The organism is Roseateles agri (genome assembly GCF_034043675.1).
In the GTDB taxonomy this organism is placed as follows: Bacteria; Pseudomonadota; Gammaproteobacteria; order Burkholderiales; family Burkholderiaceae_C; genus KK5.
Genome location: NZ_JAXCLA010000006.1, coordinates 536391 through 553188 on the forward strand (window position 1 = coordinate 536391; position 16798 = coordinate 553188).

At 69.4% G+C, this 16798-nt stretch carries 18 protein-coding genes and 1 pseudogene; 14 read left to right on the forward strand and 5 right to left on the reverse strand.

What is annotated here, in order from left to right; translation table 11 throughout:
- Positions 1 to 3 precede the first annotated feature (3 nt).
- From SNE35_RS20345 to SNE35_RS20360, 4 genes are read left to right on the forward strand one after another with little or no spacing between them, the layout of a single operon-like run.
- The gene (locus SNE35_RS20345) at positions 4 to 678 is read left to right on the forward strand and encodes a DUF4148 domain-containing protein (protein WP_320424834.1); all 675 of its coding nucleotides are present in this window, start codon (positions 4 to 6) and stop codon (positions 676 to 678) included.
- A 21-nt stretch (positions 679 to 699) separates the two neighbouring features.
- Complete coding sequence (locus tag SNE35_RS20350) at positions 700 to 1119, forward strand: hypothetical protein (protein ID WP_320424835.1); 420 nt, start codon at positions 700 to 702, stop codon at positions 1117 to 1119.
- Positions 1052 to 1738, forward strand: coding sequence for a response regulator transcription factor (locus SNE35_RS20355; protein ID WP_320424836.1), 687 nt, complete (start codon positions 1052 to 1054; stop codon positions 1736 to 1738). Before SNE35_RS20350 ends, SNE35_RS20355 begins: the two co-directional genes overlap by 68 nt.
- Before the next feature lie 10 nt (positions 1739 to 1748).
- On the forward strand, positions 1749 to 2150 hold the full coding sequence (locus SNE35_RS20360; RefSeq protein ID WP_320424837.1) for a response regulator transcription factor: 402 nt from the start codon (positions 1749 to 1751) through the stop codon (positions 2148 to 2150).
- 1 nt (position 2151) lies between these two features.
- Here SNE35_RS20360 and SNE35_RS20370 read toward each other — a convergent pair.
- The 5 genes and pseudogenes from SNE35_RS20370 to SNE35_RS20390 all read right to left on the reverse strand — a co-directional run bounded on the left by SNE35_RS20370 (position 2152) and on the right by SNE35_RS20390 (position 8093).
- Positions 2152 to 3647 (reverse strand): annotated as a pseudogene (locus SNE35_RS20370) (sodium:solute symporter family protein).
- Positions 3644 to 3841 carry a DUF3311 domain-containing protein gene (locus SNE35_RS20375; RefSeq protein ID WP_320424840.1) on the reverse strand — a complete coding sequence of 66 codons (198 nt, stop codon included), beginning with the start codon at positions 3839 to 3841 and terminating at the stop codon, positions 3644 to 3646. Before SNE35_RS20375 ends, SNE35_RS20370 begins: the two are co-directional and overlap by 4 nt.
- Before the next feature lie 3 nt (positions 3842 to 3844).
- On the reverse strand, positions 3845 to 6592 hold the full coding sequence (locus SNE35_RS20380) for a molybdopterin-dependent oxidoreductase (protein ID WP_320424841.1): 2748 nt from the start codon (positions 6590 to 6592) through the stop codon (positions 3845 to 3847).
- Positions 6593 to 6600: 8 nt separating this feature from the next.
- Complete coding sequence (locus SNE35_RS20385) at positions 6601 to 7434, reverse strand: FAD binding domain-containing protein (protein ID WP_320424842.1); 834 nt, start codon at positions 7432 to 7434, stop codon at positions 6601 to 6603.
- On the reverse strand, positions 7431 to 8093 hold the full coding sequence (locus SNE35_RS20390) for a TetR/AcrR family transcriptional regulator (RefSeq protein WP_320424843.1): 663 nt from the start codon (positions 8091 to 8093) through the stop codon (positions 7431 to 7433). Before SNE35_RS20390 ends, SNE35_RS20385 begins: the two co-directional genes overlap by 4 nt.
- 160 nt (positions 8094 to 8253) lie before the next feature.
- Here SNE35_RS20390 and SNE35_RS20395 point away from each other — a divergent pair, with 160 nt between their 5' ends.
- From SNE35_RS20395 to SNE35_RS20440, 10 genes are read left to right on the forward strand one after another with little or no spacing between them, the layout of a single operon-like run.
- Positions 8254 to 9051: an alpha/beta fold hydrolase gene (locus SNE35_RS20395; RefSeq protein WP_320424844.1), complete on the forward strand. Its 798-nt coding sequence runs from the start codon at positions 8254 to 8256 to the stop codon at positions 9049 to 9051.
- A 33-nt stretch (positions 9052 to 9084) separates the two neighbouring features.
- Complete coding sequence (locus SNE35_RS20400) at positions 9085 to 10104, forward strand: alpha/beta fold hydrolase (RefSeq protein ID WP_320424845.1); 1020 nt, start codon at positions 9085 to 9087, stop codon at positions 10102 to 10104.
- A 40-nt stretch (positions 10105 to 10144) separates the two neighbouring features.
- A complete protein-coding gene (locus tag SNE35_RS20405) occupies positions 10145 to 10567 on the forward strand; it encodes an organic hydroperoxide resistance protein (protein ID WP_320424846.1) in 423 nt (140 codons plus the stop codon).
- A 36-nt stretch (positions 10568 to 10603) separates the two neighbouring features.
- Positions 10604 to 11548, forward strand: coding sequence for an alpha/beta hydrolase (locus tag SNE35_RS20410; protein WP_320424847.1), 945 nt, complete (start codon positions 10604 to 10606; stop codon positions 11546 to 11548).
- Positions 11535 to 12974 carry an aldehyde dehydrogenase family protein gene (locus tag SNE35_RS20415; protein ID WP_320424848.1) on the forward strand — a complete coding sequence of 480 codons (1440 nt, stop codon included), beginning with the start codon at positions 11535 to 11537 and terminating at the stop codon, positions 12972 to 12974. The genes SNE35_RS20410 and SNE35_RS20415 overlap by 14 nt, the downstream gene beginning before the upstream one ends.
- On the forward strand, positions 12955 to 13527 hold the full coding sequence (locus SNE35_RS20420) for a cytochrome P460 family protein (protein ID WP_431312769.1): 573 nt from the start codon (positions 12955 to 12957) through the stop codon (positions 13525 to 13527). The genes SNE35_RS20415 and SNE35_RS20420 overlap by 20 nt, the downstream gene beginning before the upstream one ends.
- Positions 13528 to 13561: 34 nt before the next feature.
- Positions 13562 to 14383, forward strand: a complete 822-nt coding sequence (locus tag SNE35_RS20425; protein WP_320424849.1) for an alpha/beta fold hydrolase — start codon at positions 13562 to 13564, stop codon at positions 14381 to 14383.
- 3 nt (positions 14384 to 14386) lie between these two features.
- The gene (locus SNE35_RS20430) at positions 14387 to 15820 is read left to right on the forward strand and encodes a catalase (protein WP_320424850.1); all 1434 of its coding nucleotides are present in this window, start codon (positions 14387 to 14389) and stop codon (positions 15818 to 15820) included.
- Between the two features lie 54 nt (positions 15821 to 15874).
- On the forward strand, positions 15875 to 16162 hold the full coding sequence (locus SNE35_RS20435) for a hypothetical protein (protein ID WP_320424851.1): 288 nt from the start codon (positions 15875 to 15877) through the stop codon (positions 16160 to 16162).
- A gap of 33 nt (positions 16163 to 16195) precedes the next feature.
- Positions 16196 to 16570, forward strand: coding sequence for a hypothetical protein (locus tag SNE35_RS20440; RefSeq protein WP_320424852.1), 375 nt, complete (start codon positions 16196 to 16198; stop codon positions 16568 to 16570).
- Positions 16571 to 16798 lie beyond the last annotated feature (228 nt).

The window sequence follows — 16798 nt, forward strand, 5'->3', positions numbered from 1 at the left end:
ACCATGAACAAGCTGCAACCGTTCCAAGCCTTCCGCCTGCTGCCGAACATTCTTCTGACCGCCACGATGAGCTCGGCCCTGATGGGCGCCCTCGTCTCCGTCGCCTGGGCGGACCCGGCACCCGCCGGCGGCGCCCAGGCCCTGACCCGCGCCGAAGTGAGTGCGGACCTGCAGGCCTACGAGAAATCCGGCCTGGCCGACATCGAACGCGACGACTCCCAGTTCCGGCTGGGCACCAACGAATGGTCCGCCGCGCGTGCGCGCTACCTGGCCCTGCGCCACATCCCGAGCAACCCGGCGGCGGACCAGCCGCTGACGCGCCAGCAGGTGCGGGCCGACCTGGCGCTGTACCAGGAGTCCGGCCTCGCGGTGGAAGAACTGCTGGCCGGCGATGCGTCCGAGGAAACACCGGCCCTGCTGGCCGCACGCGCGCGCTACGACGCGCTCAGCATGCCGGGCGCCATGGCGGCGCGCGCCCTGAGCCGCGCCGAAGTGGAGGCCGACCTGCAGATCTACAAGGAGTCCGGCCTGGCCGATCTCGAGCGCGCCGATGGCCAATCCGCCGACATCCCCGGCGCACTGGCCGCCGCACGCGCCCGCTACCAGGCCCTGCGCGCGAACGGCCGCTACCAGCAGGTGGTCCAGCAGCTCCGCAAGGGCGACGGACAGCCGGGCTGAGGCCACGAGAAAACACCAGGCATGAGCTACATCCACGCATTCCTGGATGGAGCGCTGGCGGCCAGCGCAGCGTTCGCGCTGGCCCTGGCCGTCAGCATCGTGCCTGGCGGCGGGATCGCCGCGGCACTTCGCTTCGCCGCGACCCCGTTCAAGCTGCCGTGGCGTCTGCTGGCAGCGCTGCTGCTGGTCGGCGGCTTCTGCATGCGGGATGTCTTCCCGCCGGGCGACGCCGCGGGCAGCGCGTGGCGCACGACCCTGACGACACGGCTTGTCGTGTCGTCGCTGCGTTTCGACTTATCCATTGGTATAGGTGCTGCGCCGGCGCGAAGCCCTTCTGCTACCGTAACGATCAAGCGTTCCCCAGTCCATCGATATGCCGTCGCTCTCCCCCTCCTCCGGCCAGTCCGGCCTGTCCGGCCGAACGCCGCCGAGCCCGTCTGAAGCCCTCACCGTCTACGTCGTCGATGACGAGGAGCTGATCCGCACATCGCTGCAGGGGCTGCTGAGATCGATGCAGCTCGACGTGCGCACCTTCGGCTCGGCCGAGGAATTCCTGGCCGCCCCGAAGGTGGCCGGACCCGCTTGCCTGGTCCTGGATGTGCGCTTGCGCGGAGAGAGCGGGCTGGCCTTCCAGCAGTCGCTGGCCCATCGGGGCCTGGCACACCTGCCGGTCATCATCATGACCGGGCACGGCGATGTCGCGATGACCGTGCAGGCGATGAAGGCAGGCGCGCGGGACTTCCTGGAGAAGCCGTTCAGGCAACAGGAGATGATCGACGCCGTCATCGGCGCGCTCGAGGCCGACACGCGGCGCCTGGCCGCCGAACGCTCGCTGGATGAATTGCGCTCGTGCTGGGCCGACCTGACGCCGCGCGAGCGCGAGGTGCTGGGCCATGTGGCGGCCGGGCGCATGAACAAGCAGATCGCCGGCGACATGGGCATCGCTGAGATCACGGCCAAGATCCACCGTGGCCAGGGCATGCGGAAGATGCGTTCCCGCTCGGTGGCCGATCTGGTGCTGAAGATGCAGGCGCTGGATGTGATCCGGCGCGCCGCCTGAGGCATGACCCGTGACCGCCGTGAAGTCCGCCCCCACCGCCTGCGCCCTCGTCTCCATCGTCGATGACGACCCCTTCGTGCTGACGGCGGCGAGCAGCCTGGTTCGGTCCTTCGGATGGCATGCGAAGGCCTTCGCGTCGGCTCAGGACTTCCTCGCGGCCGACGTGGCCGGCAGCACCGACTGCCTGATCTGCGACATCGGCCTGGACGACCTGGACGGAATCGCCCTGCTGGCGCGCATGCAGGGCGAGGGGCTGAGCGTGCCCACGGTCTTCATCACGGCACTCGCATCGCACGGCGTGCGCGAGCGCGCGATGCGCCAGGGTGCCCTGTGCGTGATCGAGAAACCTATCGACGCCGGCGAACTGGAAAGCTGGGTGCAGCGGGCCCTCGCGGAGGCCCGTGCGCAATGACTCAGGACGCGAGCGGCGCAATCGGCGTCATGGCGGGAGCCAGCGATCCCGGCCGGGTGCGATGGCGGGTCAGGTAGCTCACGGCCACCATCGCGGCGCAGTTCAGCGCCAGGCCGATGATGCCGACGTTGACGTCATGCAGCCAGCCCGGGGCACCGGGCAACAAGGTGCGGGTGCTGGCACCGAAGAGGACCGTGGACGCCACGAAGCCGCTGCCCGCGGCGATGCCTGCCATGGCACCGAAGCGATTCGCACGGGGCCAGCCGAGCAAGGCGGCCAGCAGCGATGGTGCGAGCTGGGTCACGAAGCTGAAGCCCACCAGCAGCAGCGAAACGATGCTGGGGCTGCCGCCCAAGGTCAGGACCACGGCTAGCAAGGTGAGCAGCGGCGACGAAAAGCGTGCCACCTTGGCCAGATGGGCCTCCGAGCAGCCGGGCCGCAGCGGCCGATACAGGTTGCGGGCGAGCAGGGTCGAGGCGGAGATCAGCATGATCGAGCCGGGCACCAGCGCCGTCGCATGCCGGCCGCTCCGATCGCGCCGACGAACCATGGGTCGAAGGTCTGGATGGACAGCTTCAGCAGCGCGAGGTCGACCTGGTTGCCGGCAAGACCCGGCACCTGCAGCACCGCGGCGTAGCCCGCGAACATCGCGAACAGCATCACCAGCGCATACAGCGGCATCACCATCGCGTTCTTGCGGAAGCTCCGCTCGGACTTGGCGGTGAAGACGGCGCTGAAGGCGTGCGGCCACAGGTACATGCCCAGGCTCGACACCAGGATGGTCGAGACGTACCAGACGGCGTTCCGCCCCGTCTCGGGCAACGAGAGGAAGCCCGGGCGGGCCGCCTCGAGCTGTTCGAACATCGCCGTGATCCCGCCGTAGTAGTGCACGGGCAGGTAGATGCCGAGGAAGACGCACACGGCCAGCACCAGCGCGTCCTTGACGACCGCCGTGAGCGCCGAGCCGTGCATGCCCGAGACCATGACATAGGTCGACATCACCGCGGCACCGATCCAGATCGCGGTCGAAGGCGGCAGCGCGCCGTAGGACGTCAGCTGGACGATGATGCCCAGCCCCTTCAGCTGCACGATCAGGTAGGGCAGCAGGGCCACCAGCGCCACGACGGACACGACCAGCCCCAGCGCGGGGCTGCCGTAGGCCTTCGCGAAGACCTCCGCCTGCGTCAGCGCGCCATGGGCCCGCGCAAAACGCCAGATCGGCGGCAGCAGCCAGTAGGACGCCACGAAGGCCAGGCAGGTGTAGCTGATGATGTAGAGCGCCGGCCCGCCCTCTCCGTAGGCGAAGCCGCTGGCGCCGAGGAAGGTGAAGGTCGTGTACAGCTCGCCGGCCATCAGCACGAACACCAGCAGCGCGGAGAACCCGCCGCCGCCGACGCTCCACTGCGCGAGGTCCATCTTGACGCCGCGCCTGGCGCGGAATCCGAGGAATACGGCCAGGGCCATCGGCAGCAGGATGACGATGGAGGCAATGTTCATGGGTCGTCGGGCCGATTGTCCGGATCCAGGCGGTACACGCAGGCCATCACGATGGCGCTGAGCGCGACGCCGGCCATCGTCCAGGCCAGGAAGAAAGGCAGGCCGAACACGAAGGGCCGGACACGGTTGGCGACCAGGACGCCGCCCAGCGTGAAGACGAAGGGCACGAGGGCCAGCCAGCGGTCCACGCGCATGGATCAGGCGGGCGTTCCGCGAGCGGCCAGCGCGCGCAGGACGGCTTGCGGGTCCGCCGGTGCCTCCCACAGGCGTGCGCCGATGGCGTCGTGGACGGCGTTCAGGATGGCGGCCGCCGTGGGGACGAGCGCGGGCTCGCCGATGCCCTTGGCGCCGTAGGGCCCCAGAGCCGTCGGGCTCTCGATGAAGATGGTCTCGACCTCAGGCATGTCGTGCACCGTGGGGATCAGGTAGTCGTGCAGATTGTTGTGGAGGCCGGGATGGTACTTCTCCATCAGGGCCATGCCGACGCCCTGCGCGACGGCGCCCTCGATCTGGCCTTCGAGCAGGGTCGGGTTCACCATCCGGCCCACGTCGTGGGCCGCGACGACCCGGCGCACGCGCACGCGCCCGGTCTCGCAGTCCACCTCCACCTCGGCGACCTGCGCGCCGAAGGCATAGGCGGCATAGGGCACGCCCTGCCCGGCCGCATCCAGCGAGGTCGTCGGCGGGTCGAAGGACTCCTCCGCTGCGATCACATAACCCCGCGGATCGACTGACAGTGCAGCCAGATCGAGCCGCACGCCGCCGGCAGTGACGCCGCCTTCGCCGAAGACCACCGGCGCGTCGGCATCGACCTCGGCCAGGCGCCGGATCCGCCCGAGCAGCGCCTGGCCCGCCTGGAAGGCCGCGCGGCCGGTGACGAAAGTCTGGCGCGAGGCCGAGGTGCGACCGCAGTCGGGCGTCAAGTGCGTGTCGGGGCCGATGATCTGCAGCCGGGCGAGCGGCACGCCCAGCGCGTCGGCGGCGATCTGCGGAATGACCGTGTTCGAGCCCTGGCCCGCATCGACGGCACCCTGGTGCAGCACCAGGCCGCCGTCGGGGCGCAGGCCGATGCGTACCGTCGACGGATTCGTCAGGGCCGTGTTGCCGATGCCGTAGAAGAAGGCCGCCAGGCCCACGCCGTGGCGCACCAGGCCCGGTGCAGTGCCGTTGCGCTGCTGGGCGCGCGCGTTCGCTGCCTGCCAGGCCGGGCGCAGCGCCTCCAGGCAGTCGAACATGCCGACGCTGTCGTGCAGCACCTGCCCGGTGGGGATGCTGTCGCCGAGCTTCAACGCGTTGAGGAGGCGGAACTCCAGCGCATCGATGCCCGCCTGGCGCGCCAGCGCATCGATGAGCTGCTCCTGCAGCATCATCGTCTGCGGCACGCCGAAGCCCCGGAACGCGCCGGCCGGCGTGATGTGGGTGTGGACGGCGCGGGCATGGGCCGCGTAGTGCGGAACGCGGTACGGGCCGCCCGCATGGACCGGCACGCGGTTCGCCACCGCGGTGCCCCAGGAGGCGTAGGCGCCGGTGTTGTAGTCGCCTTCGAATACCACGGCGCAGATGCGGCCCGCCGCATCGGCCGCCATCGTCGAGACCATGCGGGCCGGGTGGCGCTTGGTCGACGTGGCCATCGATTCCTCGCGCGTCAGCACCATGGCGACGGGCCGGTCCAGATGCCAGGCGGCGATCGCAAGCAGGGGCTGGACGGTCATGTCCAGCTTGCCGCCGAAGCCGCCGCCGACGGCGGTCGGGACGACGCGCACCTGCTCCTTCGGGAGCGCGAGCATGCGCGCCAGATCGGCACGATGCGGATGCGGCGACTGCGTCGTCGAATGCACCTCGACCGTATCGCCAACGCGCCGCGCCCAGCCGGCCTCCGGTTCGATGTAGGCATGCTCGACGAAGCTGGACTGGAACGAGCCGCTGACGACATGGGCGGCGTTCGCGATGGCCGATGCCGTATCTCCACGCACGACCCGTCCCTCGATCAGCAGATTGCCGGGCCGGGCTTCATGCAGCAGCGGGCTGCCCGGTGCGGTGGCGTCGTCGATCTCGAACACCGCCGGCAGCGCCTCCCAGGTCACGGGGAAGTCCGCCATGTCCAGCGCCATCAGTACGTCGCGCTCGCCGGCGATCAGCGCCACCGCCTCCAGATGATGCCGGGCCTCCTGCACCGCCAGCGCCGGCTGGTCGGCATAGGGCGTGGCCACGCCGTGGACGTTGTCGCCCGGCACGTCGGCATGGGTGAACACCCGTCGCAGGCCGGGATGCTCTTGCACGTACCGGTCCAGATCGCCGAACGTGAAGCGCGCGCGGGGATGCGGGCAGCGCACGGCGCGCAGGTAGAGGCTGTCCGGCGGGAAGCCGTCGGCACCGAAGTGCTGGCTGCCGTCGACCTTGCATCGGCCATCCAGCCGGGTGATGGGCCGGCCGACCTCGGGCTTGCCGGCCGCGGGCAGGCAAGCGCGGCGCGGCGCGGCACCGGTGCCGACCTCGGTGACGGCATCGACGATCTTGCGATAGCCGGTGCAGCGGCACAGCACGCCCTCGATCGCTTCGCAGGCGCTGGGCCGATCGACGACGCGGCCCGCGTCGATCGCCGCGGCCGAGGCCATCAGCATGCCGGGAATGCAGAAGCCGCACTGCACGGCCTGATGCGCGAGGAAGGCGTCCTGCAGCCGGCTGCCGCAGGGACTGCCCGTCGCGAGGCCTTCGATGGTCAGCACGCGGCGGCCGGTCAGTTGCGCGGTGGGCAGGATGCAGGCGTAGTGCGGTGCGCCGTCCACCAGGATGGTGCAGCTGCCGCAGTCGCCCTGGCCGCATCCGAGCTTGGTGCCGGTCAGGCCCAGGTCCTCACGCAGGAACTCGATCGCCCGAGCGGACAGGTCTGCGGGCGCGTCGTGGCGCTGCCCGTTCACCTCGATCCATCCGTCGTCGTTTCCCATCCGCTCCCTCATTCCCCGCTCTCCAAGCATCGTGCCAGCGCGCGTTCAAGGGCCACACGCGCCAGTTGAAGGCGCTGGGCCGCGCCACCGCGGCAGTCGTCGATCGGTGCCAGCTCCGCCAAGGTCGCAGCCTGCACGGCACGCAGCAGATCCTCCGCGCGCAGCCCCTCCATGTCCTCTTCCAGCGAGCGCAGCCGGGCCGGCACCTCGGACGCGCCGCCCACGGCGATGAACGCCTGGGCCAGCACGCCCTGCGGCTGCCAGCGCAGGCGGACCGCCGTCGAAACCACAGCAAGCGCCGTGCCGTCGCGGTTCGTGAGCTTGACGAAGGCCGAGGGCTGCGCGACCTGGGACGCATCGAACAGCACCGCGCTGAGGATCTCGTCGGGCCTCAGCGCCGTCGATCTGCGCCCGAGCAGGAACTGCTCCAGGGGCAGCCGACGAACACCGCTGACGCTGGCCAGTTCGACGCAGGCACCGAGCGACAGCAGCGCCGGCACGCCATCGGCGACCGGCGAGGCGTGGCACAGGTTGCCGCCGATCGTGCCCTGCAGGCGGATCTGCAGCGAGCCGATGCTGTGCGCCGCTTCACGCAGCGATGCGGGCAGCAGTTCGGACCGGTCGATGCAGTCCCAGGAGGTCGCCGCGCCGATGCGCAGTTCCTCGCCCTGCTGGGAGATGCCGCGCAGCGCATCGATCAGGCTGATGTCCAGCCAGTCGGTCTGCGTCGGCGGCGCGCCCGTCTCGGCATAGCAGTCGGTGGCGCCGCAGACGATGCGCAGCGGCCGGCTCGCCAGCTGCTGCAGCGCGGCGTCGAGTTGATGGGCCCGGAAGTAGTTCATGCCTTGACGACGCGCAGCACGCTGTCGATGACGAAGGCCTCCCACTGCGCGACGGCTTCAGGGGTGTCCAGCGGCTCGCCCAGGAAGGCCGACATGGTGTAGCGGTTGGAGGTGTGGAAGTAGGCGGTGGAGACGATCAGCAGGTAGATGTCGCGGGGCCGCAGATCGCTGCGGAACAGGCCCTGGCTCGCGCCGTTCGCGAGGATTCGGGCGATCAGGTTGACCGCATGCGAGGAGAACTCGGGCGCTCGCGGCGACTTGGACACGTGCTTGCCCTTGTGCAGGTTCTCGGTGTTGAGCAAGGTGACGAAATCCGGGTGGCGCCGGTAGTAGTCCAGCCTGAAGCGGATCGCGGTCTTTAGCGCTTCCACCGGATCGTTGGCGTCCGGCGCGAACTTGGCCTCGGCCTCGTCCATGCGCTGGTAGATGCCCTCCAGCACCGCGATGAACAGGCCTTCCTTGTTGCCGAAGTAGTAATAGATCATCCGGTCGTAGGACTTCGCCAGCCGGGAAATCTTCTCGACGCTGCCACCGTCGTAGCCATAGCGCGCGAAGACCTTGGTCGCCGCACGAAGGATGCCGTCCCGCGTGGACTGCGCGGCGGCTTCGCGGACGCCGGTGCCGCGTACGGCTCTGCTCTGCTGCTTGGTCTGGGTCATGTCGATGCGGGCCTCTGCATGTAGCAAACGCTACATGAACAGCCAAATCATACCAATCCGGCGGCTCAAACCTTGGTATGAGGCACGGAGCCGAGCGTTCAATTTCCCCGGCTCGACGACGCTGGTCTGATGAAAGGCATCCACAACAGAGAGGCCTTTCATGACCTACCGCTTCATCCGCGTCATCGCGATTTCCCTGCTCGCCGCGGCAGCCACCGTTCCCTCCTTCGCCAAGGAGCCGGCCAAGACCGACAAGCCCACCATCGTGCTGGTGCACGGCGCCTTCGCCGATTCGTCGAGCTGGAACGGCGTCATCGCCGAACTGCGCGACAAGGGCTATCCGGTCGTCGCAATCGCCAACCCGCTGCGCAGCCTGTCCGGCGATGCGCGCTACACGGCCAGCGTCCTGGACCACATCCAGGGCCCGGTCGTCCTGGTCGGCCATTCGTACGGCGGCTCGGTCATCAGCAACGCGGCCGTGGGCCGCGACGGGATCAAGGCGCTGGTCTTCGTGTCGGCCTTTGCGCCCGACGCCGGCGAGTCCGTGGCGGCGCTCGCCGGCCGGTTCCCGGGCAGCACCCTGGGCGACGCCCTGGCTGCGCCGGTCCCCGCGCCCGAGGGCGGTGTGGACCTGTACATCGACCAGGACAAGTTCCGCGCCCAGTTCGCCGCCGACGTGAACGCCAAGGCCGCGCGCCTGATGGCCGTGGGCCAGCGTCCCATCGCCGAGGGCGCGCTCAAGGAGCCCAGCAACGGCTCCGCCTGGAAGGTCATCCCCTCCTACTTCATCTACGGCTCGGACGACAAGAACATCCCGCCGGCCGCCATGGCCTGGATGGCCGAGCGGGCGCACGCGAAGGCGGCCGTCGTCGTCGCCCATGCCTCGCATGTGCCGATGGTCAGCCATGCCCACGAAGTGGCCACGCTGATCGAGACCGCTTCGAGCGCCAGCCGCTGATCGCCGTCATCTCCACACCTGAGGCACACCACCATGAGCATCGAAACCAATCGCCGTTCCTTCCTCTCGCTGGCCGCGGCCGGCGGCGCAGGCATCGCCCTGTCCGGCCTCGCCGGCCGCGCGAGCGCCGCGGCCTCAAGCCCGGCCTCGGCCGAGTCCTTCGGCCCCGTGCGCCAGATCCGCGCCGGCCTGCTGGACGTGGGCTATGTGGACCTCGGTCCGCGCGACGGCCCGCCCGTCATGCTGTTCCACGGCTGGCCCTACGACATCCACAGCTACGAGCAGGTGGCGCCGCGGCTGGCCGCGCAGGGCTTCCGGGTCATCGTGCCCCATCTGCGCGGCTATGGCAGCACGCGCTTCCTCTCGGAATCGACGCTGCGCTCCGGCCAGCAGACGGCGCTGGCCGCCGACACGATCGCCCTGATGGACGCGCTGGGCATCCGCAAGGCCATCATGGCCGGCTGCGACTGGGGCGCGCGCAATGCCTGCGTGGTCTCCGCGCTGTGGCCGGAACGCTGCCAGGCCCTGGTGTCGGTCAGCGGCTTCCTGGTGCTCAACCCCGCGACCGTGCTGACGCCGCTGCAGCCGGCCGACGAGTTCAGCTGGTGGTACCAGTACTACTTCGCCACCGAGCGCGGCCGCATCGGCTACGAGAAGAACCTCAAGGCCTTCGCCCGCTTCATCTGGCGCCAGGCATCGCCGAACTGGCATTTCGACGACGCCACCTTCGAGCGCAGCGTGCAGAGCCTGGTGAACCCCGACCAGGTGGCCATCGTCATCCACAACTACCGCTGGCGCGTCGGCGCGGCGGAGGGCGATCCGCAGTACGACGCGCTGGAGGCCCGGCTGGCCAAGGTGCAGTCGGTCGCGTTGCCGTCCATCACGCTGGAGGGCGACGCCAACGGAGCGCCGCACCCGGCGCCCGCAGCCTACGCGTCGCGCTTCACCGGCCGCTACGAGCACCGCAATCTGAGCGGCGGCATCGGGCACAACCTGCCGCAGGAAGCGCCGGAAGCCTTCGCGCAGGCCATCGCCGACGTCAGCCGCTGGTGATCTCAGCAAGACCTGACCCCAACACATCCAAGGAATTCCCATGATCCGCATCATCGACAAGGTTCTCTACACCGCTTCGACCGCCACCACCGGCGGCCGCGAAGGCTCCGGCCTCTCCACCGACGGCGCCCTCAACGTGCGCCTGAGTACGCCCGGCTCCAACGGCACCGGGACGAATCCCGAGCAGCTGTTCGCCGTGGGCTATTCGGCCTGCTTCCTGGGCGCGATGCGCCGCGTGAAGACGACGGACGGCGCGCGGGTGCCCGACGACGCCTCCATCGAGGCCGATGTCTCGCTGGGCCTGACGGCCGACGGCGGTTTCGCGCTGAGCGCGAAGCTGCACGTCGTTCTCCCGGGCCTGAGCGAGCAGCAGAAATGGGCGCTGGTGGACGGCGCGCACCAGCTCTGCCCCTACTCGCTGGCGACGCGCGGCAATATCGAAGTCGCCTTCACCGTCGCCTGAGGTCAAACGGCCATGCCGGCTCAGGAGTCCATCGACATGAAGCAAATCAAAGTGAGCATCGAGAGCGCCGGGCTCCGGCTGGCCGGCATGCTCCGCGTGCCCGAGGGCCCGCAGGGGAAGCCGCTCCCGGCCATCGTGGTGGGTCATCCCGCCGCGGGCGTCAAGGAGCAGACCGCGGCGCTCTACGCCAGCCGCCTGACCGAGGCCGGCTTCGTCACACTGACCTTCGACACCGCCACCCAGGGCGAGAGCGAGGGGCAACCGCGCGGCGTGGAAGACCCGGCGCGCCGCGTCCGGGAGTTCAAGGATGCGGTTTCCTTCCTGCTCACGCAGAGCATCGCCAGCGTGGCCTCCGTCGGCGTGCTGGGCATCTGCGCCTCGGGCGGCTACTGCATGCCGGCCGCGGCCACGGATCCTCGCATCCGCGCCGTGGCGGCCGTGAGCCCGGTCGACATCGGCACGCAGTTCCGCGTCGGGGCAGACGGGCAGCAGGATCCGGCCATCCTGCAGGCCCTGCTGTCTCAGGCCGCGGTGGCCCGCACGGCCGCGGCCTTCGGCCTGGCGCAGGGCACGCTGCCGCTCTTTCCGCCGGACGAGGAGACCGCCCTCCAGGGCGGCGCTCACCTGCATGAAGGCTGGGCCTACTACAGCACCACCCGCGGCCAGCATCCGAATGCCGCGCGGGCCTTTGCCTGGCAGAGCGTCGACGCCATCGCCTGGTTCGATGCGTTCAGGTTCGTTGACCTGATCGCGCCGCGGCCGCTGCTGATGATCGTCGGCGACAAGGCCGTCACCCGCTGGATGGCCGAGGAGGCCATCGCCCGGGCGCTGCCGCCGAAGGAGCTGTTCGTCATCGACGGCGCCTCGCATGTGGCGCTCTACGACGAGCCCGCCGCGCTGGCGCCCGCCGCGGCCCGGCTGATCGACTTCTTCCGCCTCGCGCTCGGCACCGACCAGGGAGACGCCCATGCACAGCATTGATCAGGCCTACATCGATGGCCGCTTCGTCAGCCCGCACGGGCAGGAGCAGATGGAACTGGTGAACCCGACGACGGGTGACGTCATCGGCCACGTCGTGCTCGCCGACGAGACGGATGCGCGGCAGGCCGTGCTCGCGGCCAAGGCCGCTGCGCCGGCATTCGCCGCCACCGGCAAGACCGAGCGCCTGGAGCTGCTCGGGCGCCTGCATGCCAGCGTGATGGCACGCTCCGAGGAGTTGCGGGACGCCACGATCGAGGAGTACGGCGGGCCGGTGTCCCGCTCCGTCTGGGTGTCGCGCTTCGCGGCGCAGACCTTCCTCGATGCGGCCACCACACTGCGCGACTACGAGTTCGAGCGCAGCGCGGGCCGCTCCCGGCTGCTGATGGAGCCGGTGGGCATCTCCACCTTGATCACGCCCTGGAACAGCGCCGCGGGCAGCATCTGCGGCAAGCTGGCCATGGCCCTCGCCGCGGGTTGCACGGCGATCGTCAAGCCCAGCGAGCTGAGCGCGCTGCAGAGTCACATCGTCGCCCAGGCGATCCACGACGCGGGCCTGCCGCCGGGCGTGGTCAACCTGATCCACGGCCGGGGCTCGCTGCTCGGGCCAGTGCTTTGCACGCATCCCGACGTGGCCAAGATCTCCTTCACCGGCTCCACCGCGACCGGCAAGGCCATCGCGGCCATGGCCAACGACAGCGTCAAGCGGGTGAGCCTGGGGCTGGGCGGCAAGTCGCCGACGATCCTGCTGGACGATGCCGACCTCGACACGGCCGTCCCCGGTGCGATCGTCGCCGCCTTCCAGAACAGCGGCCAGGCCTGCATTGCCGGCACGCGCCTGCTGGTGCCGCAGGCCTTGCTGGCGGACGTGCTGGCCCGCGTGAAATCGGCCGTCGAGCAGATGGTGGTCGGCGATCCGGCCGACCCGCGCACGCAGATCGGGCCGATGCTCGGCGCGGCCCAGTTCGAGCGCGTGCAGCGCTACATCCGCCGCGGGATCGAAGAGGGGGCGACGCTGCTCGTCGGCGGCCCCGGCAGGCCCGAAGGCCTGGGCCGCGGCTTCTTCGTGAAGCCCACCGTCTTCGCCGATGTCAGCAACGACATGGAAATCGCCCGCGAGGAGATCTTCGGCCCGGTGCTCTGCATCCTCGCGTACCGCAGCGAAGACGAGGCCGTGGAGATCGCCAACGACACGCCCTACGGCCTGCACGGCTATGTCTTCTCGTCCGACCCGGCACGGGCCGATGCGATTGCGCGCCGGATGCAGGTCGGCCGCGTGGCCATCAACGGCATGCAGCACGACCCGCTCGCCCCCTTCGGTGGCTACAAGCAGTCCGGCGTCGGCCGCGAGTACGGCGTGCAGGGGCTGGAGTCCTTCCTCGAAACCAAGATCATCATGGAGCCTGGCAATGAACGATCTGCATCGTGAGGCCGTGCGCCTGGGCCTGGTGTCGGTACTCGTCGCGGCCGTCGCCGCGGTGATGGCCGGTCCACTGAAGGCCGACGGCGCGGAGCCGCAGAAGCCCGCCGAAGCCGCCCCCGCTTCGCCCATCTACGGCGTGACGGTGCCCAAGGGCTACCGGCAATGGCAGTTCGTGGCGCCGGCGCTGGAAGCCGGCGAGCTGAACGAACTGCGAGCCGTGCTGGGCAATGCCACGGCGATCGCCGCCTACGAGAAGGGCGCGAAGAGCGAAAACAGCGAAAAGGGCACGCGGCCGTTCCCGGACGGCACGGTGCTCGTCAAGCTGGCCTGGAAGCACGTGCCATCGCCCGAGTTCGCGACCGCGCTGGTGCCGGGCTCGCCGACGACCGTGCAGGTCATGGTCAAGGACTCGCGGCGCTATGCCGCCACCGGCGGCTGGGGCTTCGGCCGCTTCATCGACGGCAAGCCCGCCGACCTCGCCCAGCACCAGACCTGCTTCGCCTGCCACGCCGCGCTGGTGAAGGACCGCGACTACGTGTTCACCCGCCTCGCGCCGTAAACAAGACCCCGATTCAACAAGGACCCATTCATTCATGAGCACGATCACCACTTCCGACGGCACCACCCTCTTCTACAAGGACTGGGGCCGCGGCCAACCCATCGTCTTCTCGCACGGCTGGCCGCTGAGCAGCGATGCCTGGGAAGACCAGATGATGTTCCTCGGCCACCGGGGCTATCGCGTCATCGCCCACGACCGCCGCGGCCACGGCCGTTCGGACCAGAGCTGGCAGGGCAACGACATGGACACCTATGCCGACGACCTGGCCGCGCTGCTGTCGGCGCTGGACCTGCGCGACGTCGTGCTGGTCGGCCATTCGACCGGCGGCGGCGAGGTGGCGCGCTACCTCGGCCGCCACGGCAGCGGCCGCGTCGCCAAGGCGGTGCTGGTCGGCGCCGTGCCGCCCACGATGATGAAGTCGGCGGCCTATCCGCAAGGCCTGCCCAAGGAAGTGTTCGACGGCATCCGCAATGGCGTGGAAGGCGACCGCTCGCAGTTCTACAAGGACCTGACCGTACCCTTCTTCGGCGCCAACCGCCCCGGCTCGAAGGTCACCCAGGGCATGCGTGATGCCTTCTGGCGGCAAGGGATGCAGGGCTCGCTGAAGAGCCAGTACGACTGCATCCGGCAGTTCTCGGAGACGGACTTCACCGCGGACCTGAAGGCGATGGACATCCCCACGCTATTCATCCACGGTGACGACGATCAGATCGTGCCGATCCAGCACGCGGCCGAACTGGCCGTCAAGCTGGTCCCCCAGGGCCGGCTCAGCATCTACGAGGGCGGGCCGCACGGCCTGGCCGCCACGCACAAGCAGCGGCTCAACGCCGATCTGCTGGCCTTCATCGAGGGCTGAGCCATGACGCGATACATGACCCACGCCAACGGCGCACCGGTGGCGGACGACCTCAACATCCAGACGGCCGGCCCCCGCGGCCCGGCGCTGCTGCAGGACATCTGGCTGCTCGAGAAGCTGGCCCACTTCGACCGGGAGGTGATCCCCGAACGCCGCATGCACGCCAAGGGCTCTGGCGCCTACGGCACCTTCACGGTCACGCAGGACATCACGCGCTTCACCGCGGCCCGGCTGTTCTCGCGGATCGGCCAGCAGACGCAGACCTTCGTCCGCTTCTCGACCGTGGCCGGCGAGCGCGGCGCGGCGGACGCGGAGCGCGACATCCGCGGCTTCGCCGTCAGGTTCTACACCGAGGAAGGCAACTGGGACCTGGTTGGCAACAACACGCCGGTCTTCTTCATGCGGGATCCGCTGCGCTTCCCCGACCTGAACCACGCGGTGAAGCGGGATCCGCGCACGAACATGCGCAGTGCCCAGAACAACTGGGATCTCTGGACCCTGCTGCCGGAGGCCCTGCACCAGGTCACCATCGTCATGAGCGACCGCGGCATCCCCGACGGCTACCGCCACATGCATGGCTTCGGCAGCCACACCTTCAGCTTCGTCAACGAGGCCGGCGAGCGCCACTGGGTGAAGTTCCACCTGCGCAGCTGCCAGGGCATCCGCAACCTCAGCGATGCGCAGGCCGAGACCCTGATCGGACGGGACCGCGAGAGCGCGCAGCGGGATCTGTACGAGGCCATCGAGCGTGGCGATTTCCCGCGCTGGACGCTGCATGTGCAGCTGATGTCGGAAGCGCAGGCGAAGGCCAGCCCGTTCAACCCCTTCGACCTCACCAAGGTCTGGCCCCATGCGGACTACCCGCTGCAGGAGGTCGGCATCCTGGAGCTCAACCGGAACCCGGCCAACTACTTTGCCGAGGTGGAACAGGCCGGCTTCTCGCCCGCCCACGTCGTGCCCGGCATCGGCTTCTCGCCCGACCGGATGCTGCAGGCCCGGCTCTTCAGCTACGGCGACGCGCTGCGCTACCGGCTCGGCGTCAACTTCCAGCAGATCCCAGTCAACGCGCCGCGTTGCCCCGTCCACATCTTCCACCGGGACGGCGCGATGCGTGTCGACGGCAACCAGGGCAGCACGCCAGGCTATGCGCCAAACAGCGCCGGCCACTGGCAGGCACGGCAGCGTCCCGATGCGCCGCCGCTGGCGCTGACTGGATCGGCGGGCCATTGGGATCACCGCGACGACGAGGACTACTACAGCCAGCCCGGCCAGTTGTTCCGCCTGATGAGCGCGGAGCAGCAGCAGCGCCTGTTCGAGAACACCGCGCGCAGCCTTCGCGGCGTCAGCGACGAAGTCCAGCAACGACACGTCGAGAACTGCCGGCGCGCCGATCCGGACTACGGCGCCGGCGTCGCCCTGGCTTTGCTCGCCGAATAGCGCCCACCGGCCCTAGACCCGGCCGACCGGGATTCCCACTACCAGGAGGTGTCCATGCTCAGCTTCTTCGATGGCCTGCGCGGCGCGGCCGACCCGCGCGCCTGCGAATCGACCGTCCGCTACGTCTTCGGCCTGATCTGGCCGCGCGCCTGCATCGACTGCGCATGCGACGCGGACGGCTTCGTGGTCGGTGTCCGCGAGGACGAGCTGCGGCACACGGTCCGGGTGCCCTTCGAGCTACTCGGCTTCAACGAGGGGCTCGCGCTGGTCCGGGCGGTGTACCGCTCGGGAATCCCGGGAACGCTGCGCCGCGCGAACGCGGCACAGGCCGTCTCCCTTTGACTGCCCTCTCTCTATCTACAAGGAACTTCGATCATGAAGAACGTTCGATCCGCCTGCGTCATCGCGGCGCTGCTCTCCGTCTCGCTGTCGCCGCGTGCCGCGGAATCGCCGGGCTATCAGCAATATCGTCGCTCGGTACTGGGTGACCTCAGCACTACCTCACTCGTCATGCGGTCGATGCCATCTCGTCCGACCTTAGTGCCCGGGCCATATGCGCAATACCTGATCGTCAACGGAGCGAACGTGGGTGAAGCTGTGACTAAGGCCGCCCTGCTCGGCGAGGCGGCCTATCTCGAGTGGTCGGTGCCGGAGCAGCATCTCGTGCCTCGAGATGCCATGGCTGCCCACGAGAAGTCTCTGGGCGGGACCGACTACGCCACACGGGAACTCGATTCAATGGCGGAGTAGCAGCAACCGTTGCTGCCCTTGGGCTCGCGCGGATCATGGTCTGCTTCACAGCGCGTGCGGCCTGTAGCAGGCGCTGCACTGCACGGCCGAAATCGGCCAATGGACTAAACCGCTCTCGCGGTAGCTGCTCCGGCGGCATTGGTCCGAACTCGATCCGCCATTCCTGCCACCGTTGATCGGCGAGGCAATCCGCCTCGCTCTTCAACAGGAGCAGGATCATGAAGCCAT

What these genes read in the sequence shown, in the direction of transcription:
- SNE35_RS20440 (WP_320424852.1), top strand. Translation starts at nt 16,196, where the DNA reads ATGAAGAACGTTCGATCCGCCTGCGTCATCGCGGCGCTGCTCTCCGTC.
- SNE35_RS20435 (WP_320424851.1), top strand. Translation starts at nt 15,875, where the DNA reads ATGCTCAGCTTCTTCGATGGCCTGCGCGGCGCGGCCGACCCGCGCGCC.
- SNE35_RS20375 (WP_320424840.1), bottom strand. Translation starts at nt 3,841, where the DNA reads ATGCGCGTGGACCGCTGGCTGGCCCTCGTGCCCTTCGTCTTCACGCTG.
- SNE35_RS20430 (WP_320424850.1), top strand. Translation starts at nt 14,387, where the DNA reads ATGACGCGATACATGACCCACGCCAACGGCGCACCGGTGGCGGACGAC.
- SNE35_RS20345 (WP_320424834.1), top strand. Translation starts at nt 4, where the DNA reads ATGAACAAGCTGCAACCGTTCCAAGCCTTCCGCCTGCTGCCGAACATT.
- SNE35_RS20355 (WP_320424836.1), top strand. Translation starts at nt 1,052, where the DNA reads ATGCCGTCGCTCTCCCCCTCCTCCGGCCAGTCCGGCCTGTCCGGCCGA.
- SNE35_RS20410 (WP_320424847.1), top strand. Translation starts at nt 10,604, where the DNA reads ATGAAGCAAATCAAAGTGAGCATCGAGAGCGCCGGGCTCCGGCTGGCC.
- SNE35_RS20420 (WP_431312769.1), top strand. Translation starts at nt 12,955, where the DNA reads ATGAACGATCTGCATCGTGAGGCCGTGCGCCTGGGCCTGGTGTCGGTA.
- SNE35_RS20395 (WP_320424844.1), top strand. Translation starts at nt 8,254, where the DNA reads ATGACCTACCGCTTCATCCGCGTCATCGCGATTTCCCTGCTCGCCGCG.
- SNE35_RS20385 (WP_320424842.1), bottom strand. Translation starts at nt 7,434, where the DNA reads ATGAACTACTTCCGGGCCCATCAACTCGACGCCGCGCTGCAGCAGCTG.
- SNE35_RS20400 (WP_320424845.1), top strand. Translation starts at nt 9,085, where the DNA reads ATGAGCATCGAAACCAATCGCCGTTCCTTCCTCTCGCTGGCCGCGGCC.
- SNE35_RS20350 (WP_320424835.1), top strand. Translation starts at nt 700, where the DNA reads ATGAGCTACATCCACGCATTCCTGGATGGAGCGCTGGCGGCCAGCGCA.
- SNE35_RS20415 (WP_320424848.1), top strand. Translation starts at nt 11,535, where the DNA reads ATGCACAGCATTGATCAGGCCTACATCGATGGCCGCTTCGTCAGCCCG.
- SNE35_RS20380 (WP_320424841.1), bottom strand. Translation starts at nt 6,592, where the DNA reads ATGGGAAACGACGACGGATGGATCGAGGTGAACGGGCAGCGCCACGAC.
- SNE35_RS20405 (WP_320424846.1), top strand. Translation starts at nt 10,145, where the DNA reads ATGATCCGCATCATCGACAAGGTTCTCTACACCGCTTCGACCGCCACC.
- SNE35_RS20390 (WP_320424843.1), bottom strand. Translation starts at nt 8,093, where the DNA reads ATGACCCAGACCAAGCAGCAGAGCAGAGCCGTACGCGGCACCGGCGTC.
- SNE35_RS20425 (WP_320424849.1), top strand. Translation starts at nt 13,562, where the DNA reads ATGAGCACGATCACCACTTCCGACGGCACCACCCTCTTCTACAAGGAC.